Origin of the sequence: Streptomyces sp. NPDC001933, assembly GCF_042890955.1 — a bacterium.
Lineage (GTDB): Bacteria > Actinomycetota > Actinomycetes > Streptomycetales > Streptomycetaceae > Streptomyces.
Genome location: NZ_JBIASS010000004.1, coordinates 435,211 through 453,991, shown reverse-complemented (window position 1 = coordinate 453,991; position 18,781 = coordinate 435,211). Strand labels below are relative to the sequence as shown.

The 18,781-nt window shown below is 67.5% G+C and carries 14 protein-coding genes; 10 read left to right on the top strand and 4 right to left on the bottom strand.

All coding sequences use genetic code 11. The features are described from left to right. Positions 1-69: 69 nt before the first annotated feature. Both ACFYY7_RS12995 and ACFYY7_RS12990 read right to left on the bottom strand, forming a co-directional pair. Entirely contained in the window at positions 70-204 is a 135-nt protein-coding gene (locus ACFYY7_RS12995) for a hypothetical protein (RefSeq protein ID WP_388660749.1), read from the bottom strand. A gap of 170 nt (positions 205-374) precedes the next feature. Continuing rightward, complete coding sequence (locus ACFYY7_RS12990; protein ID WP_388660746.1) at positions 375-1,061, bottom strand: HAD family hydrolase; 687 nt, start codon at positions 1,059-1,061, stop codon at positions 375-377. Positions 1,062-1,631: 570 nt separating this feature from the next. Here ACFYY7_RS12990 and ACFYY7_RS12985 point away from each other — a divergent pair. The 7 genes from ACFYY7_RS12985 (at position 1,632) to ACFYY7_RS12955 (ending at position 12,916) form a co-directional block, all read left to right on the top strand. Continuing rightward, positions 1,632-2,273 carry a ScbR family autoregulator-binding transcription factor gene (locus tag ACFYY7_RS12985; protein ID WP_388660743.1) on the top strand — a complete coding sequence of 214 codons (642 nt, stop codon included), beginning with the start codon at positions 1,632-1,634 and terminating at the stop codon, positions 2,271-2,273. Positions 2,274-3,179: 906 nt separating this feature from the next. Beyond that, on the top strand, positions 3,180-5,705 hold the full coding sequence (locus ACFYY7_RS12980) for a Pls/PosA family non-ribosomal peptide synthetase (RefSeq protein WP_388660740.1): 2,526 nt from the start codon (positions 3,180-3,182) through the stop codon (positions 5,703-5,705). A 63-nt stretch (positions 5,706-5,768) separates the two neighbouring features. Beyond that, positions 5,769-9,023, top strand: coding sequence for an amino acid adenylation domain-containing protein (locus ACFYY7_RS12975; protein WP_388660737.1), 3,255 nt, complete (start codon positions 5,769-5,771; stop codon positions 9,021-9,023). A 23-nt stretch (positions 9,024-9,046) separates the two neighbouring features. Further along, positions 9,047-10,051, top strand: coding sequence for a TauD/TfdA family dioxygenase (locus tag ACFYY7_RS12970; RefSeq protein WP_388660734.1), 1,005 nt, complete (start codon positions 9,047-9,049; stop codon positions 10,049-10,051). After that, positions 10,048-11,118, top strand: coding sequence for a 2,3-diaminopropionate biosynthesis protein SbnB (sbnB, locus tag ACFYY7_RS12965; protein ID WP_388660731.1), 1,071 nt, complete (start codon positions 10,048-10,050; stop codon positions 11,116-11,118). The genes ACFYY7_RS12970 and sbnB overlap by 4 nt, the downstream gene beginning before the upstream one ends. Positions 11,119-11,326: 208 nt before the next feature. Next, on the top strand, positions 11,327-12,334 hold the full coding sequence (gene sbnA / locus ACFYY7_RS12960; RefSeq protein ID WP_388661113.1) for a 2,3-diaminopropionate biosynthesis protein SbnA: 1,008 nt from the start codon (positions 11,327-11,329) through the stop codon (positions 12,332-12,334). 123 nt (positions 12,335-12,457) lie between these two features. Next, the gene (locus ACFYY7_RS12955; protein ID WP_356085114.1) at positions 12,458-12,916 is read left to right on the top strand and encodes a CBS domain-containing protein; all 459 of its coding nucleotides are present in this window, start codon (positions 12,458-12,460) and stop codon (positions 12,914-12,916) included. A gap of 181 nt (positions 12,917-13,097) precedes the next feature. Here ACFYY7_RS12955 and ACFYY7_RS12950 read toward each other — a convergent pair whose 3' ends face one another. Then, a complete protein-coding gene (locus ACFYY7_RS12950; protein ID WP_388660728.1) occupies positions 13,098-14,126 on the bottom strand; it encodes an alpha/beta hydrolase in 1,029 nt (342 codons plus the stop codon). Positions 14,127-14,181: 55 nt separating this feature from the next. Then, positions 14,182-15,798, bottom strand: coding sequence for a phosphodiester glycosidase family protein (locus ACFYY7_RS12945; protein ID WP_388660726.1), 1,617 nt, complete (start codon positions 15,796-15,798; stop codon positions 14,182-14,184). Positions 15,799-16,369: 571 nt separating this feature from the next. On the opposite strand from ACFYY7_RS12945, the gene ACFYY7_RS12940 reads away from it, so the two are divergent. The 3 genes from ACFYY7_RS12940 (at position 16,370) to ACFYY7_RS12930 (ending at position 18,756) form a co-directional block, all read left to right on the top strand. After that, positions 16,370-17,455, top strand: a complete 1,086-nt coding sequence (locus ACFYY7_RS12940) for a PP2C family protein-serine/threonine phosphatase (RefSeq protein ID WP_388660723.1) — start codon at positions 16,370-16,372, stop codon at positions 17,453-17,455. Positions 17,456-17,729: 274 nt separating this feature from the next. Continuing rightward, positions 17,730-18,215, top strand: a complete 486-nt coding sequence (locus ACFYY7_RS12935; protein ID WP_388660721.1) for an ester cyclase — start codon at positions 17,730-17,732, stop codon at positions 18,213-18,215. Positions 18,216-18,324: 109 nt separating this feature from the next. Further along, on the top strand, positions 18,325-18,756 hold the full coding sequence (locus tag ACFYY7_RS12930) for an SgcJ/EcaC family oxidoreductase (protein WP_388660718.1): 432 nt from the start codon (positions 18,325-18,327) through the stop codon (positions 18,754-18,756). Positions 18,757-18,781 lie beyond the last annotated feature (25 nt).

The window sequence follows — 18,781 nt, the reverse complement described above, 5'->3', positions numbered from 1 at the left end:
GGAGGCTCCGTTGCCCTCCAGGCAACCCTGTGCAGGGGTCGCCCTGCGTACCCAGAAGGGTGCCGCGAATCACCGTCCGCCCACGTCCTGGTCGAGCCCGGCGGCGACTGCCACGCCGTCCGGCACGAGCAGCGCGGTCTCCTGTTCGCGGGACGGCCCGACAGAGACCGCCCCGCCCTCGCTCCAGCCCGCTGCACTCTCCACACCCAAGTCGTTGACCAGCGCAAATGAGCAAGTCCGACTGGAGTGCCAGATGCAGGAGGGCAGGACGTTGGTGACACCGCTCATGAGTCGCGACGCCGGCGGTAGACCGTCAGCTCCGCTGTTCGGCCGGTGGGCAGCTGCGTCAACCTCGAGATCAGTACGGGACGAGCTCAGGCGGTCTCATCCGCCCAGGTATGGGCCCATGCCTGGAGTTCCGGATCGGCCAGAGTGCGCAGCCACAGGTCGGCCTGGTCAGCCCCCTCATCGGCCGGTCGAGGTCCCACGCCGAGCACACGCATGCCTGCTCTCCGGGCCGACTCGACGCCGGTGAGCGAGTCTTCCACAGCCATCGCGTCCTCCGGCCGCACGCTGCACAGGCGGACCGCGGTGGCGTAGACGTCCGGATGGGGTTTCGGCAGCAGTCCATCACCCGCGACAACGACATGGGCGAAGTGGCCGAGGAGTCCGACTCGGGCGAGGGTGGACTCGACCACGTCCAAGGGGCAGTTGCTGGCGACCGCGAGCGGGATGTGGCCGGCGGCGAGGCGGACCAGTGCCGCCGCACCCGGCATGGTCACGGGGTCTTCGGCAACGAGCGCCGTGAAGTGTCTCAGAAGCGCATGTGTCATGTCGTCGGCGAGTTGCGGCTTTCCGGCCTCTCCGGCCATGAGGCTGCCGCACTCGGTGTAGTGCACGCCCTTGGCCCGCTCGGCGAAGCCGGGGCGGGGCTTCAGCCCGAACTCTCCGAAGACCCGGCTACGCGCGTCCTGCCAGTGCCGTTCGGTATCCACGAGGGTTCCGTCACAGTCGAAGACGATGGCGGCCGGGGACCAAGTGAAGATGTGACGAGGTGTCATTTGCCTGCCGTTCTCGAAGAGCGCGCCGCCCCGCTGCGTCGGTGCTCGCAGTTACAAGCAGGGGGCTGCGGAGAGGCCCGCTCGGCCGCAGAAGGTGCGCTGTCGAACGAGTCCCGCTCGACCACGCGTGAAGGCTGATGCTTCGCTTCCGGGTGCTCCAGAGGTGGACATCGTCCGATCTTCTCCGGAAGAACCCAGAAACATCGTGATGACTACGTTATTTTCCCGAACGAGAAGGCGCAATCATCATTTCGAGTGTTTGACGGAACGCTCACCACCGAGTACTCGCGAAGCGCGCGCGGCATCCGGCAACGGGCGAACGAAGCCTCTCGTCCCCCAACTCCGTTGAAATCAAGGGTATTTGGCGGAAGATGCCGAACCCCCGCAGACCGGCGACCGCGCTCGACAGCACCGACGAAGCGCGAATTTTCGCCATTGGCCGTACCCAATTACGGCCCAAGGACAATAATAATCTCCACGCATTAATGGCATGAAGCGCCGTCAGTGCGCCACGGCGCACTACTTTCCCGGATCAAAAAATGGGCACAGGCGAACGAAGGTAGAACACACATGCAAGACAGGGCGCGCGCGACCCGAAAGTCTCTGCTGGAAGCCGCAGCACACCTTTTCGTTGAACAAGGGTACGCGCGGACAAGCATCAATGAGATCAGCGAACTTTCGGGGCGCACCAGCGGAGCCGTCTACTTCCACTACTCCAGCAAGGAGAGACTCGCACTGGCGGTCGTGCGCGAACAGTTCGCATCCTGGCCGTTGTTGGCTGACCGCTATGCCGCCCCCGGGGTACCGCCGCTGGAGAAGCTGGTCGCCCTCAGCTTCGATATCGCCAAGGCACTGCGCGACGACGTCATGACCCGGGCCGGCGCGCGTCTGTGGGCTGAGCGCCGCACCATCGACGTCGCCATACCCACTCCCTTCGCCGTCTGGACGGCTGCCGTCACGCGCCTTCTGGCCGAGGCACGCGACGAGGGCGAACTCGCTGACGACGTCGAGCCGTCGAGCATCGCCACGACCTTGGTGTGCACGTTCTTCGGGCTGTACGACCTCACCGAGGAGCTGGCGGAGCACGAGGACCTCTCCGACCGGCTGCACCGGTGGTGGCTGCTGGTCCTGAAGGCGTTGCAGGCGCGCCCCGAGCCCGACGCCCTGGTGGCGCGGGCCCTGGCGCACCACCGGCCGGCGCCCACCGGATGACCTCCCGGCCGAAGGGAATCAGCGGGACGGCCGGTCAAAGCCGGCGGCGTGCTCACCGAGGTCGAAGGCGCCCTCGCGCGCTCGCGACCGCGCTCTGCCATGAGCAGTGGTATCGACATGGCCGCCGGCCTCTCCTCTGAGGAGTCGGCGATCCGGCGCAATGCCGAACCGGTCGATGTGCTCGCGCGGCATGTTGACGAGCAATGCTGGTGCAGGGACGGGACGTGTGGCTGCAGCGGTGGTCCGTCGACTGCGGTCCGGGCTGGTAGCAGGCCGTGCAGCGGGTCCTTCGCCCGCTGCCCGGAGGCCGCGATGGCCCGGTGTTTGCCGGGTCCGCCCGCTCCGGGGCCGCTGAGCGCGTCACCGTCGTGTGCGGCGTGTACCGAGTCCGCCCTGCACGATCGCTTCGTGGTGCGTCAGCCGCACTATGACACCAGTGGGTGAAAGGTCTCGGAGCATGACCACGATCACTCTGCCGGGGGCAGGCGTGTCTCGCTGATGGAGTGACATCAGACGGTTGCGGCCGTGTGCCACGCGCGACACCTGCCGTGATACGTAAGCCCAGCCGGCCGCGGGGTTCGGCCTCGGAATCGCGACCGTGTTCCGCTACACACGGCTACGCATCACTCACATGCAGTACGTCGAAACGCATGCGCAGATCACCGCCGTCCCACCAGGCAGGATCACGGACGAGGAGTGAACCGGGACAGCTACTGCCGCACCAGGGCGACCGAGTTCGAGTGGCAGCCCGACGGTGGACAGCTAAGACTGAGGCAGCGGTTTGGGATAAGGACAACAAATCCCGATCTCGTGGCTTCCGGACCACTCGCTCCGGCCATCGAAACCGCGAGTACAGGGCGCCGACCGTAATGACGACGGTGCTCGAAAGTTCCTCAAGGAGCTCGCATGGAGGATCAACCCCTCGACGTCTTGACTCCCGGGCCGGATGAATCCGCAATCGGTACACGCAGGTACACCGGCCCGGAAACCGGCATCGAGAAGGACCTCGCCGAAGTGCTGGCTGACGTCATGTGCGTCGAATGGGTGTCTGTCGACAGCCATTTCTTCGATGACCTCGGCGCCAACTCATTGGTGATGGCTCATTTCTGCGCACGAGTCAGGAAGCATGCAGACCTTCCCTCGGCGTCGATGAAGGACATCTACCAGTACCCGACGATCCGCAGCCTGGCGACGGGGCTCGCGAATGTCGCTCCCGTCGAGCCGTCGGTCCCGGTACCGACCGGGGTGGTGGCGCCGGCCCGCACGGCGGGATACGCCCTCTGCGGAATCCTGCAGTTCCTGCTTTTCCTGGGGTACTCCTTCCTCGCCGGACTTGTCGCCGACCGGGGCTATGCGTGGGTCTCCGCCGGATCGGGTGTCATCGACATCTATCTGCGGTCGTTCGTGTTCGGAGGCATCGGCTTCGTCGCTCTGTGCACCTTCCCCGTCGCGGCCAAATGGCTCCTCATCGGCCGGTGCAAACCAAGCGAGTTCCCGGTCTGGGGTCTGACCTATCTGCGCTTCTGGACCGTCAAGGTGCTGATCCACGCCAACCCGATGATCTTCTTTGTCGGCAATCCCTTGTACGTGCTGTACCTGCGAGCGCTGGGCGCACGGATCGGCAGAGGCGTCACGATCCTCTCCCGCAGCGTTCCGGTCTGCCCCGACCTGCTCACCGTCGGCGCCGGCACGGTGATCCGCAAGGACTCGTTCTTCCTCTGCTACCGGGCGCACGCCGGCCGTATCCAGACCGGCCGGGTCACCCTGGGCCGGGACGTGTTCATCGGCGAGAAGACCGTGCTCGACATCGACGTGTCGATGGGCGACGGGGCTCAACTCGGCCACACGTCCACGCTGTACAGCGGACAGGCGGTCCCGGGCGGTCAGCGCTGGCACGGGTCCCCGGCACAGCCCACACAGCACGACTACCTGAGGATCGAGCCGGCCGAATGCGGCACGCTGCGCCGGGTCGGCTTCGGTCTCATCACCGTGCTTCAGTTGCTCTTCCTCTACGTGCCACTGACCGTCGGGGGCGCGTACATGCTGGTAACCCTGGTTCCGGCGCTGCACGACCGGTTGGGGCCGGGCACAGAACTCACGTCGCCGGATCTCTTCGTCGACGCGCTGGTCCTTTCCCTGCTGCTGTTCTTCGGCTTCGTCGTCGTGGGCCTGGCAGTGATGTTCACCGTTCCGCGCCTGCTGAACCTGGTCGTCAAGCCGGACAAGGTCTATCCGCTGTACGGGCTTCACTACTCGACGCACCGGGCGATCGGGCGCATGACCAACATCAAGTTCTTCACATGGCTGTTCGGTGACAGCTCCTACATCGTCCACTACTTGCGCGGCATCGGATACGACTTGTCCCAGGTCGAGCAGACCGGGTCGAACTTCGGCACAGAAGTGCAGCACGAGACCCCGTTTCTGTGCTCGGTCGGGATCGGGACGATGGTCGCCGACGGGCTCTCCGTCATCAACGCCGACTATTCGAGCACGTCCTTCCGGGTGTCCCGGGCCTCGATCGGGTCGTACAACTTCCTCGGGAACAACATCGCCTATCCCTCGGGGGCCAGAACAGGCGAGAACTGTCTCCTCGCGACGAAGGTGATGGTTCCCCTCGAAGGCGAGGTGCGCGAGGGGGTGGGACTGCTCGGCTCGCCGTGCTTCGAGATTCCCCGGTCGGTCGAGCGCGATTCCCGGTTCGACCATCTGCGCACCGGCGACGAGTTGCGCCGCAGCCTCGCTGCGAAGAACCGCTACAACATCCGCTCGATGATCTTCTTCCTCCTCGTGCGGTGGCTGCACTTCTTCGTGCTCACGATTTTCGGCCTGACGAACGCCGAACTGTACGACTCCTACGGGCATGTGATGATCGCCGCGTTCCTGGTGTTCAGTCTCGGATTCACCGCTGTCTACTTCGTACTGGTGGAGCGCGGCATCGCGGCATTCCGTAGGCTGCAACCGCAGGTGTGCTCCATCTATGAGCCCTACTTCTGGTGGCACGAGCGCCTCTGGAAGGTGCCCGACACCTACCTCAACATCTTCAACGGAACGCCTTTCAAGAACGTGATCTGGCGAATGCTGGGGGTTCGGATCGGCAGCAGGGTCTTCGATGACGGCTGCTATATGACGGAGCGGACGCTCACCACCGTCGGAGACGACTGCACGCTCAATGCGGGAAGCAAGATCCAGTGCCACTCGCAGGAGGACGGCACCTTCAAGTCCGATCGCAGCACCCTCGATGCCGGCTGCACCGTCGGTGTGGGAGCCCACGTTCATTACGGCGTGACGATGGGCGCCGGCGCGGTGCTCGCACCCGACTCCTTCCTGATGAAGGGCGAAGAGGTCCCCCCGCACGCACGCTGGGGAGGAAACCCCGCCGCGGAGATGCGAGACGCCCCCCATCAGCCCGAGGCGCTGACGCGGAAGGGGTAGCAGCTCGGCCCTTGTCGGTGCGGCAAAGCACGGTAGCTGAGGCGATTGGAGAGAGACGGCCAGATGGGAACGAAAGTGAAGGCCGACCGGGAATTCTGGCGCGATGTGCTCGTCGCCGGTGGACACACCGAAATCCCGCGGTGGACGCTCAATCCGGTGAAGGGCATCGGAGAACACGAGGTGCCGATCCCGGACGACGTCGTGGCGGCGCTGGGCCGACTGGCCAAGGACCTGGCGGTGCCGCTCGACTCGGTACTGCTGGCAGCACACGCCAAGGTGCTCGCCGCGCTGTCCGGCGAGCACGAGGTCGCGACCGGATTTGTCGGTGCGGAGGGCGGCCGGCCGCTGCTCTGCCGGCTGTCGACGGAGCCCGACACATGGCGGACTCTGCTGCTGGACGCGCATCGGGTCGCGTCGGATCTGCTGTCGTACCGGAACTTCCCGGTCGACGAGCTCAGGTGCGAACTGGGCCTGGCCGAGCCGTCGATCGAGGTCGTGTTCGATCCACACGGCATGGGCGGCGAAGTCACCGGTGACACCATGCTGTGGGTGGGGTTCTCGCAACGCGGCGGCCACCTTGCGCTGCGGCTGCGGTATCGGACCGACGCACTCGACGAGGACTGCGCCGTCAGGATCGCCGGTTACCACCTCACCGCACTCGCGCTGATCGCCGCCGATCCGGACGCCGGGCACGAGCGGCAGAGCCTGCTCTCCGCCGAGGAACTCCGCTTCCAGCTCGAAGAACTCGCCGGTCCGCGCCGGGAACTGCCGGACCACCGGTTCCACGAACTGTTCGAGCAGCGGGTGGCGTCACACCCGGATGCCGTCGCCGCGGTGCACGGGGATCTGCAACTTACGTACCAGGAACTCAACGCGCGCGCCAACCGGGTGGGACGAGCCCTGCTGGGGCGGGGGCTGCGCCCTGAGGGTGTCGTCGCGGTGGTGACCGAGCGCAACCTGGACTGGATGGTCGCCGTCCTCGCGATCTTCAAGGCCGGTGGCGTGTACCTGCCCATCGAGCCGCATTTCCCGGCCGACCGGCTCACGACCATGCTCTCCCGTGCCGCATGCGACTTCGTCCTGACCGAACCCGGCAGCACCGCCACGCTCGACCAGGCCCTCGGCCCACTCCCCGGGGTCCAGAAACTCTTCGTCGGCACAGCCTACGAGGAAGACCATGCCGACGATGATCTGGCCGTCCACGTCGCACCGGACCAGCTCGCCTACATCTACTTCACTTCCGGCTCCACAGGTGAGCCCAAGGGCGCGATGTGCGAGCACGCGGGCATGCTGAACCACCTCTACGCCAAGATCGACGACCTGAAGATCGGCGAGGGACATGTGGTCGCCCAGACCGCACCCCAATGCTTCGACATCTCGCTCTGGCAGCTGATGTCCGCGCTCCTGGTCGGGGGACGGACCCTGCTGGTGGAGCAGGAGGTGATCCTGAACGTCCAGCGGTTCGTCGACAAGATCATCGACGGCCGGGTCGCCGTCCTCCAGGTCGTGCCCTCCTACCTGGACGTGGTGGTGTCCTGGCTGAATCAGCACCCCCGCGAGCTACCGGACCTGCGGTGCGTGTCGGTCACGGGCGAGGCGCTGAAGAAGGAGCTCGTGCAGCGCTGGTTCGCCGCCCAGCCCGGGATCAAGCTGGTCAACGCCTACGGGCTGACCGAGACCTCGGACGACACCAACCACGAGGTCATGGACCGCGCGCCCGACGGAGACCGGGTCCTGCTGGGTCCCGCGGTCAACAACGTGCACGTCTACGTCGTCGACGAGCACCTGAGCCCGGTGCCGCTCGGAGCCCCCGGTCTGATCGTCTTCTCCGGCGTCTGCGTCGGCCGCGGATACGTCAACGACCCCGAGCTCACCCGGCAGGCCTACCTGGCCGATCCACACCGTGAGGGCGCCCGGCTCTACCGGGGCGGCGACTACGGCCGCTGGACGCCCGGGGGAAAGCTGGAGTTCCTGGGCCGCCGCGACACACAGGTGAAGATCCGTGGCTTCCGGATCGAGATCGGCGAGATCGAGAACACCTTGTTGCAGGTGCCCGGTGTTCGCGACGGTGCGGTCGTGGTCGCCGAGCGGGCCGACCAGAGCAAGCACCTGGTGGCGTTCTACTCCGGTAGGCGGCCGCTCGAGGCGGACGTGCTGCTGGACCGGCTCGGTGAGTCGCTGCCCGCGTACATGGTCCCGTCGGCCTTTCACTGGCGGGAGACTCTGCCGCTGACGGCCAACAGCAAGATCGACAGAAGGACTCTGCAGACACTCGCCGGAGAGCTCGATGTCGTCCGGGACGACTTCCGCGCGCCGGAAACGCCGGCCGAAAGGCAGCTGGCGGCCGCATGGGCGAAGGTGCTCGGCATCCCGCAGGACCAGATCGGACGGCGGGACCACTTCTTCGACCGGGGCGGTACGTCGCTGTCGGCAGTGAAGCTGGCCATCGTCCTGGACCGCGCGGTGTCCCTCAAGGATGTCACCCGTCACCCGATCCTCGCCGATCTGGCCGGGCTGGTCGACGGCAGGTCCGGGCGACGTGCCGGGCTGCTTCAGCCGCTGTCGGAATCGGACGGTGCGCAGAACTCTGCCCTGGTGTGCTTCCCCTACGCCGGCGGCAACGCGGTGAACTTCCAGCCGATGGCCAGGGCGCTGCCGGACGGTGGACCGTCGGTCTACGCCGTCGAGCCGCCCGGTCACGACGTGGCCGCCGAGAGCGAGCCGCTCGCGCCGATGAAGCAGGTGGTCGAGCGGGTCGTCGACGAGATCACCGGGCGTGGTCTGACCAGGGTCCTGCTGTGGGGCCACTCCTCGGGCGCCGCGTGGGCCGTGGAGACTGCCAGAAAGCTGCGGGAGCGCGGGGTGGACGTCCAACGGGTGTTCCTCGGCGCGCAACTGCTCGGTGACGCCGACGACCGCCGCGCCGCCATCGCCGAGCTGACAGGGCGGAGCGACGCCGAGATCGCCACGGACCTGAGCACGGACGGCGGCTGCAGCGCACTCGGTGAGCTGGGTGCGCAGCACGCCGAGCAGGTCGGCGCCGCGTACCGGCACGACTGCGTGTCCGCTCACCGCTACTTCACCGATGCTCTGGAGAGCCCGCCCGCGCAGAAGCTGTCCGTGCCGGTCACCGTGGTCGTTGCCTCGGACGACCCGAGCACGGCGGAGTACCCGCGCCGGTACCTCGACTGGCAGCTTCTGGCCGAGCAGGTCGACCTGCACGAGCTCGCCGACGGCGGCCACTACTTCCTGCGTACCCGTCCGGCAGAGACAGCCAAGGCTGTTCTGCAGGCCACCGAGTTGTTCGCTTCTTCCTGAGTATCAGTTGAAAGGAGATCGAGATGTCGTCCACATCCACGACGTCGCTGGTCGACGTGGAACTGGAATCCGGCAAACCCCCGCGCCTGAGGGCCGAGGTCACCGCAGACGCGCCGGCCTGGGCGGCCGAGCACCGGGAGACGCTGCGCGCAGTCGTCGCCGAACACGGTTCGGTCCTGGTCCGTGGCCTCGGGCTGCGTGACGCGGCCGAGACCGCAGCCGTCTTCTCGAAGCTGGCCACCGGTCTGATGACCGAGCAGGAGGCATTCGCGCCCCGGCAGACCTACTCCGACGGGGTGTACTCCTCATCGAAGTGGCCGCCGAACCAGCCGATGTGCATGCACCACGAACTGAGCTACACGCTCGAGTTCCCCGGCCTGATGATGTTCGCCTGTCTCAGCGCGCCCACCGACGGCGGGGCGACCGCGGTGGCCGACTCACCGACCGTGCTCGAGGCGCTGCCCACCGAGTTGACCGAGCGGTTCGAGCGCGAGGGCTGGCTGCTCACCCGCAGCTACAACGACGACATCGGCGCGTCCGTCGCCGAGGCCTTCGGCACCGAGGACCGGGGCGCCGTGGAGCGCTACTGCCGCGCCAACGCGATCATGTTCGAGTGGCAGCCCGATGGTGGACTGCGTACCAGACAGCACCGCAGCGCCGTGGTGCGCCACCCGGTCACCGGCCGACGCTGCTGGTTCAACCAGATCGCGTTCCTCAACGAGTGGACGATGGCCCCCGAGGTGCACGAGTACCTGGTGGACGTCTACGGCGCCGACGGGCTGCCGTTCAACACCCGCTTCGGCAACGGCGACCCGATCGGCGAGGATGTCGTGCAGCTGCTCAACGGCGTCTACGAGGCGAACACCGCACGCGAACCATGGCAGGCCGGCGACCTGATGGTCGTCGACAACGTCCGCACCGCGCACAGCCGGGAGCCCTTCGAGGGACCGCGTGAGGTGCTCGTCGCCATGGCCGATCCGGTGCGTCTGGACGACTGCTCGCCGACCGTGAAGGTGACCACGCGATGACCACCCTCGATTCCACCCCGAAAGAGCCCGTAACGGTCGCACCGACCACCGTTCCACCGTTCGCGGTGATCTCCGGTGCCCAGGTCCAACGCACGCTGCACAGATGCGAGAAGCGGATCACGGAACTGGTCGAGGCCACCTACCGGGCACACGGCGCCGGTGATTCGGTGAACCCGCCGTCGTACTTCCTGCGCTTCCCCGACCGCCCGTCCTCCCGGATCATCGCGCTGCCCGCCTCGATCGGCGGGAAGGCACGGGTGGACGGCCTGAAGTGGATCTCCAGCTTCCCGGGCAACGTGACGGCAGGCATCCCAAGGGCATCGGCGGTGCTGATCCTCAACGACCCCGACACCGGCTACCCGTTCGCCTGTCTGGAGAGTTCGATCATCAGCGCCACCCGGACGGCCGCGTCGGCGGCGTCGGCGGCCGACTGGCTCAGCCGCGACCGGCCGCGACCGACACGTGTCGGGTTCTTCGGGGTGGGCTTGATCGCCCGCTACATCCACACCTTCCTGGCCGGCACCGGCTGGTCGTTCGACGAGATCGGCGTACACGACCTGTCCGCCGAGAGCGCGGCAGGCTTCCGGTGCTACCTGGAGCAGTCGGACACCGCCGGCCGGATCACCGTGCACGACAGCGCCGAGCAGCTGATCCGAAACAGCGACCTGGTCGTCTTCGCCACGGTCGCCGGTCAACCGCACGTCAGTGACCTGTCATGGTTCGCACACAATCCGCTGGTGCTGCACGTGTCGTTGCGCGACCTCGCGCCGGAGATCCTGCTCGCCTCGACCAACATCGTCGATGACGTCGAACACTGCCTCAAGGCCGACACGTCCCCACATCTGGCCGAGCAACTCACGGGCAACCGGGACTTCCTGCACGGCACGCTGGACGACGTGATGGCCGGACGGGTAAAGGTGCCGGCGGACCGGCCGGTGGTGTTCTCGCCCTTCGGCCTCGGGGTGCTCGACCTCGCGGTGGGCAAGTACGTGTACACCGAAGTGGCCCGCTCCGGAGAGTTGCACGTCGTCGACGACTTCTTCCACGAAATGAGCCGCTACGGATGAGCCGGCCAGAGCGCAGGCGGCTCCTTCGAGGCTGAGCCCAGAAGAGCACACCAGTCACATCGCAGCAGGTTCTGACGCACGAGGCAGCGGCCGCTGGCACAGGGCCCTGTCCCGCCGGCTGGAGACAGGGTCTCGCCCGCACAGGCGAGGAACCCGCCCCCGGCCGGATGACTCCGAAAGTGCTCTGTTCCAGACAGAGGAGACCATGGTGCCCGTCATTTCCACTCCCTACGGCTTCAACGAAGAGAATCTCTATGTCGACCTCCGGTCGATCTTCGGGCATTCGCTCTTCCTGAAGTGTGAGGGCTTCAACTTCGCCGGCTCGATCAAGTTGAAAGCTGCGACCGCGATGGTGGAAGCCGCTGAGCGGGATGGAATCCTGACACCGGAATCGATCCTGGTCGAGTCCTCGTCCGGAAACCTCGGCGTGGCGCTGAGCGTGATTGCGGCGAGCAAGGGCTACCGGTTCCTGTGTGTGACGGACTCCCGCGGCAATCTGTCGAACAGAATGATGATGGAGGCGTTGGGCAGCAAGGTGCATGTGCTCGCCGAACCGCGGGCAGACTCCGGATTTCTCGGCGCCCGGCTCGACTACCTCCGCGCGTTGTGCGCCTCCGACGACCGATATGTGTGGCTCAGTCAGTACACCAATCCGAGCAACTGGAAGGCGCACTACCGTACGACCGCGCCGGAGGTCGCCCGGCAGTTCCCGCGGCTGGACGTGCTGTTCGTCGGAGCCGGCACGACCGGGACCCTGATGGGCTGTGCGCGCTTCTTCCGGGGATGGCACCGGCCGGTGCGGATCATCGCGGTGGACAGTGTCGGCTCGGTGTCCTTCGGCGGTTCGCCGGGCCCCCGGATGATTCCCGGCCTGGGCATGAGCATGCGCCCGCCGCTGCTCGACGAGTCCTATGTCGACGAGGTGATTCTTGTCGAGGAGGCGGACACCATACGTGCCTGCCATCGTCTGGCCAGTCGCGGATTCCTGTTCGGCGGCTCCACCGGCACGGTGATCAGTGGCGCAACGGACTGGCTGGCCCGGAACGACGCGAGTGAACTCACCGCAGTGGCCATCGCCCCGGACCTCGGCGAGCGCTACCTCGACACCATCTACCAGACCAATTGGCTGCAGGACCTCTACGGTGAGGACGTGCTCGACTCCGACAAGGAGGCCGCCCATTCCTGGGCAACCGCCACTCCACCGACAACGCGGTAGAGCCGTCGGCCGGGCGTGACGCTCGGGATCCCTGTATCGCCGACGCTCTTGAGGAGCGGTGTTGGGCCATTCGTGTTGTGATCGATGACGGAGGAGGCATCGCAGTCGGAACGGGAGGAAGACATGGGTGCGAAACTGCGAGCGCGAGACATCATGTCCGGCGGCGTGCAGTGCGTCGGCGCGCACCAGTCGCTGTTCGACGCGGCGAAGATGATGCGCGATCTGAACGTCGGTTGCCTACCCATCTGCGGTGACAACAACAGGCTCACAGGCCTGATCACCGACCGTGACATCGTCGTCAAGTGCTGCGCCGAGGGCATCGACCCGGCGACCGTACAGGCCGGATCACTCATGGCCAAGGTGCACTGGATCGATGCCGAAGCGGACGCGGGCGATGTCCTGACAACCATGGAGGAACACCAGATCAAGCGGTTGCCGGTGATCGACGTCCAGGGCGGCCACCGCCTGATCGGCATGATCACGGAGGCAAACCTCGCGAAGAATCTCAGCGACGAACAGATCGCCGAGTTCGCGAGCCGCGTGTACACCAGCGCCGGGATGTCCGGCCGGTCCGGGGCCTGAGGTCTCGCCGAACCCCACAGGCTCCGGCCCGGGGCGTGATCTGTGCTGTCCGACGGGGACAACGACGATTTCCGCCGAGTTCGGTCTTGGTGCAGATGCCGCGCCCGTGCGCGTCCCGGCTGCCGCGGTCGGGCATGGCACGCCGGGGATGCCGTGACGGACAACTTCGGCGCGCGGCCGTTCAGCCGTCGGCCCTCATGGCCTGGAGCAGCATCGGTAGCGAGGAGTGCAACTCCCGCTGCCAGTACGGCCACCCGTGGGTACCCGGTCCGTAGAAGTTGGTGGTCACATGCTTCGCGCCCTTGCGTTCGAGCTCGCCGGCCAGAGCTTGGTTCTGCCTGTTGAAGTCCGCCTCGAGCGCGCTCGTGCTGCCCGGCGGGTCCAGGGGGCCGGTGGTGCCGTCACCGCACGACAGGTAGACGGGGATCGGCGTGAGGCGCTTGGCCAGGTGGAACGGGTCGTGGGCCGCCCAGACGTCACGTTGCGCGACCGGGTCGCCCCAGACCCTCAGCGGATCATTGCCCTGACCGGCGAAGAACCCCATGATGCGGTTCGTCGACTCGTCGTTGAGCAGCGGGTGCACGGAACCTGAGTACGCCGCGGCCGCCTTGAACATCCCGGGGTGCCGGGCGGCATACAGCAGAGCGCCCTGGCCACCCATCGAAAGTCCCGCCACGACGCGGTTCCTGCTCGCCCCCCAGCCGTGCTCGAGGAGCAGGCGAAGTTCCTTGGTGTGGAAAGTCTCCCACGCCGGGTCACCGCCCCGGCCGTAGTTCCACCAGTCGCTGTACCAGCCGTTCCAGCCGGCCTCCGGCATGACCACGAGGACGTCGCGCAGGCTGTCGGTCCGCGCGATGTCGGTCCGGGCGGTCCACGACGTGTAGTCCCCGCAGCAGCCGTGCAGCAGCCAGAGCGTCGGCCAGCGCCGGCTCCGGTCGCCCGGGTCCCAGCCATCGGGCGTGAGCAGGCGTACGTTCACCGCCCGGCCTCCGAGGGCGGGTGAACGCACCGACAGATCGACCTGCCGGTCGGTGACCTGGGTGACTGCGACGACTTCCGCGCCCCGGGACGGGACACCCGACCCGCCCGCCTGCCAGGCAGGTGACACCGTCGACGCGGTGGCGTGCGCCGGCGGAGTCGATGCGAGGGCCGGCAGCAGCGCGAGAAGGACGAGCAGGAGGCGGTATCGGTGGATCGGGACGGCGGTCATGGCGGCTCCCGTCGGTCGGTGGTAACTGGCTCAGGTGTTTCCGGATCGAGCCGGGTCAGCCCCGGTCCGGCAGGATCAGCAGTGCGTCCCCTGCAGGGCGTTCACCGGCCGCGTCGGACGGGTTGTTGATCACTTCTCCGTCGACCACCATCGTGGTCGACCCGCCGCCGTCGAGATTGACCGCGTCGCGCAGGCCGAGTGCCCTGGCCACGGCGGCGCTCTCGGGAATGCTCAGCCCGAGCGCATCCGTGCTGCGTCCGTCGGCGGTGACGAACACGGTCCGGCCGGCGGTGTCCACCCCGGCGAGCGTGCGTGGATTGCGTTTGTGTACCCAGCCGTAGTAGAAGCTCGCGTTGCCGGGCTGCACCATTCCGTCGGTGGCAGGCGTTACGTGCAGCCGCCCGTCGCGGACCAGTTCGGGGCCGCCGTTGATGATGCTGGTCGCCGGTGATGGGGTGACCTTGCGACCGCTGCCGTCCCGCAGCATCCCCTCTATGCGCAGAGGTCGGCCGACCTGCGCCAGGTCGGCAAGCTCGGCGACGCGTGTGCCGGTCGCCTGCACGGAGCTGCCGCCCGCCGGTAGCGGTCCGCCACGCGGTGAGCGGAGTTCGAGGACCCTTCCTCGGGCGTCCAGTACGGCCTCCAGGCCGTCGCCCTGTGGTGTCCGCCGTCCGTAATCCGCCGTGAACGCCACGAGTTCGTCGCGGTCGGTGCAGGTCACGTCGTGCAGGGGCAGCGATGTCGGATCGTCGTCGGCGGTGCCGCCACAGTTCCTGATCGAGCCCGGTACGCGGTCGACGCCGTCCAGGGATTGCGACGCGTCCCGGCCGACCACCCGTCCCTTCCATCTGAGCCGGGCGACCGCGCTGTGCCGGCCGGAGTCGCGCATCACCAGGCCGGGGCGCCCGTTCACCGGCTCGCTCAGTAGCCGGCCGTCGTAGACGCCGACGCCGGCCGGATCGCCCGGGGCTCCGGCGCTCGGGTCGAGGACGAAGAACCCGCCGTTGACCGCCGCGGTCGCGCCGGCGGCGGCTGCCAGCTCGCTGGTCTTCTCGCGGTTCTCCAGATCGGAACCGTACGATGCCTCGAGCCCGCCGCGGAACCGGTCCGGGTCGATGGTGAGCACGTCGATCCGCCAGGGGCCACGGTCCGCCGGATTCCCGTCCCAGCCGGTGTACACGACGGACCCTGCGTACCCGGCACCTCTCAGCCTGGTCCGCTCCGACGTCCCGGTGGACTGCGAGTCGAACTGCCCGACCCGGACCCGCCATCCAAGCGTTCCACCGGCGTAGTCGGCGACCGCCGGAGTCGTGACCTCCTCCACCCGGGCGTCAAAACCGTCCTCCTGCAAATCGGCAGCCAGCTCGTCGGCGCTCGCCCGGTCCTTCAGCGCCGTCGGCGGGGCGTCGGGGTCCGGCGAGGTGACGCCGCCGGGTATCGAGACCTCGACCGTCCACGCAAGCGCCGGGGCGTCGGCACCGCGCACGATCCGCGTGAGGGTGACACCAGGCTGCAACGTCCGCGTGCTACGGGTCTCGGTCAAGCCGGCGGCGCCCAGCGGCAGGGCATGTGTCGGCCCCGGCCGCGGCTCGGAGGAAGCGGGTGCCGTCAAGGCGCCCACCACGGCGAAGAGGGCCAGTCCCGTACACGCACCGAGCCACTTGCTGTTCACGTACCCCCCTTGGAAAGAACTGCCCAGCTACGGTGCGTGCGGCAGCGGCCACCGGTCAAGACGTGTGCACGTCCATCTCCTCGCCGGCCCGGGGCAGTTCAACCATGTCAGCAGGCCGTGACAGGCCCGAACAGGTCCGGCCGACGACCAGCAGACGAAGAACCTGCTCGTCTCGTACTCGCCGAAGAAGCCGGGCTTCTTCCAGACGCACGACGAAGGCGCCTGCCCGGGGCTTCACCCGTCAGGCGCCTTGTTCGTCGGGCATGGAGGTCCCCTCACGAAGGTCCTGACATGCCATTGGCTGGAGCAATGGTGGGCCCGAAGCGTTTCCGGGCAGCAGGATGGACGTCTTGCCCACATCAGGTGCCGGGAGTCCCGCGTGTACAGGCTGTTTGAGTGGAGCCGCCAGGAGCAACGTCCGCATGCGGGCTCATACGGCGGCTTCGTCCTCCGGCCGGGCAGCGTCCGCGCTTGCGCCGCTCGTTCTGCGACGGAGTGAGCGGTGAGGTGGCCGGGCCGCCCTGGGGCGGCGAGTGGCTGGGCAGCGCCGCCCGACGATGGGGCCCCGCGGGTGACGCCCGCGCCCGTGTGGATGCGGTGGCTGCCCGCCTTCTATGTCGCGGGCATCCTGGTGCTCGAACCCCTCACGCCTGTGCAGTGGCCGGTGAGCTTCCTGCTCATCGCTCTCCCCGTGATCGCAGCCTTCGCCCACGGCCCCGCTGCCGTCGTCGGCGTCACCGTGTTCGCAATCGTCCTCGAAGGAGTCCTGGCCGGCACCCCTTGCTGCGCGGGCCGCCCGGTGAGCTACGTGTGGGAGCGTCACTACGTGGCCGCCTACCTGAGCACCGCTGTGGTCGGCGCCCTCGGAACACTCCTGGCCGGCCACCGCGTGCGCCGGGAACGCACTCTCGCCAATGTGCGCTTCGTGGCCGAGATCGCGCAGCATGTCCTGCTGAGCCCGGTCCCGCACCGCATCGGCCCACTTCTGGTCGAAGACCTCTACCTGTCCGCCGCCGCGGAAGCACGCATCGGCGGTGACCTGTACGAGGCCGTCCCCACCACGTACGGACTCCGCATTGTCATCGGCGACGTCCGCGGCAAGGGACTCCCCGCCGTCGAGACGGCCGCCACCCTCCTCGGCGCCTTCCGCGAGGCCGCCCACGACGAACCCGACCTCGCCGCCATTGCCCGCCGGGCGGAGACGAGCATGAATCGCAGAGCCGCCCACCTGTCCGGAAGCGACGTGGGCGAGCGCTTCGTCACCGCTGTCTTCGCGGAGATCCCCCGCCGTCACGTGGTCCGCATCGTCAACTGCGGCCACCCCCCACCCCTCCTGATCCGCTCGGACGGGGTCACCGAACTGGAGTCGGACGACCCCGCACCGCCCCTCAACCTGGGCATGCACCTCACAGAGGCCTACCGGGTCGATGAATACCCCTTCGGTCCCGGCGACCAGTTGCTGCTCTACACCGACGGCGTCACCGAAGCACGTGACCGCACCGGGGCCTTCTACCCCCTCCGCCGGCGTGTCCTCTCCTGGGGCCCTCTCCAGCCCCGGGAACTCCTCGACCGCCTCCACCACGATCTCCTCATCTACAGCAACAACCACCTCCACGACGACACCGCCGCCCTCGCCATCTACCACCTGCCCGAATAGAAGTGCCCTGAAGATCTTGAAATCGCGCCCGCCTTGCACCGGTTCATATCGGTCGCCCTCGTCCGCGGTCAGCGGTCAGCGGTGCTGATTCGACCGGCTCCCCGACTCACTCTCACGCGACACGGACTGACCGTTCCTCCATCCACCCCCTCGCATGGCTGATCATGGGGCAGTTCCCCCACGCGCCGAGCAGCGCCGCACCGGGTCGCCGTCGGCAGGCCCCACGTAGCCCCGCCGCACAGGCGACCGACCGCACCCTCCACGGAGGAATCCCATGAACGAGAACAATCCGAGCGAGGCCGCCAAGGCGATCGTCCGTCGCAACACCGAGGAGGTACAGGGCGGCGGGGACTTCGCCCTCTTCGACGAGTTGTTCGCCGACGACTTCATCGACCACACACCGCAGCCGGGACGTACGGCCGACAAGGCGGGCGCGCGCCGGCTGTACCAGGTGCTCCGCGAGGCCTTCCCCGACTTCCACGCCGTCATTCACTGGCAGTCCGCCGACGGCAGCCTCGTCACCACGTACAAGACGTATCACGGCACCCACAAGGGCGAGTTCTTCGGCATCGCGCCCACCGGCAAGCAGATCAGCTTCGAAACCGTGGATGCCATGCGGGTACGCGACGGGAAGATCACCGAGCACTGGGGCGTCGCGAACCTGTTCTCGCTGATGCAGCAGCTCGGCGCGCTGCCTGCTGCCGTACAGGCGCTCGACCTCCAACAGCAATGTGGCACCAGTGACACCAGCAGACGATGAGCCTGCTCGTCTCGTGGCTTGACCTCGATCACGGTTGATGTTGTGGGGTGGGCGATGGCGGCGTTCGCAGCCACCACCTGAGCAATTCGGCGCGGAGAAGGGCACTGTCATGACGAGCGACATTCTTGTAGTGGGGACGATTCCGCCGGAGACCCGGACCGCGGTGACCGGTGTGGTGAAGCGCCTGGAGAAGGCCTTCAATGCGAAAGACCCGGTTGCGCTGGGCGAGCAGTACACCGAACACGCCTCCTGGACCAACGCGAGGGGCACGCGTCTTGACGGCAGGGAAGCGATCGCCGAGTTCAGCGCTCCGGCGCTGAAGAGCTTCCTGCGCGACTCCTATGCCCGGTACGACGTGGTCAAGATGTTGGAGACAGCCCCCGACGTGATCGCGGTGAACGTGGTGCAGACGCCCACCGACAGCGCGGGCAATCCTGTCGACGGTCCGTGGGGGGCGACGCTCTACGTGATCGCCGAGCAGGTGGACGGCTGGCGCATCGTGGCGGGCCAGAACATGGCCGTCGACCCACAGGCCGTGTGACACCCGGCCCTGATGCGGGCCTGCT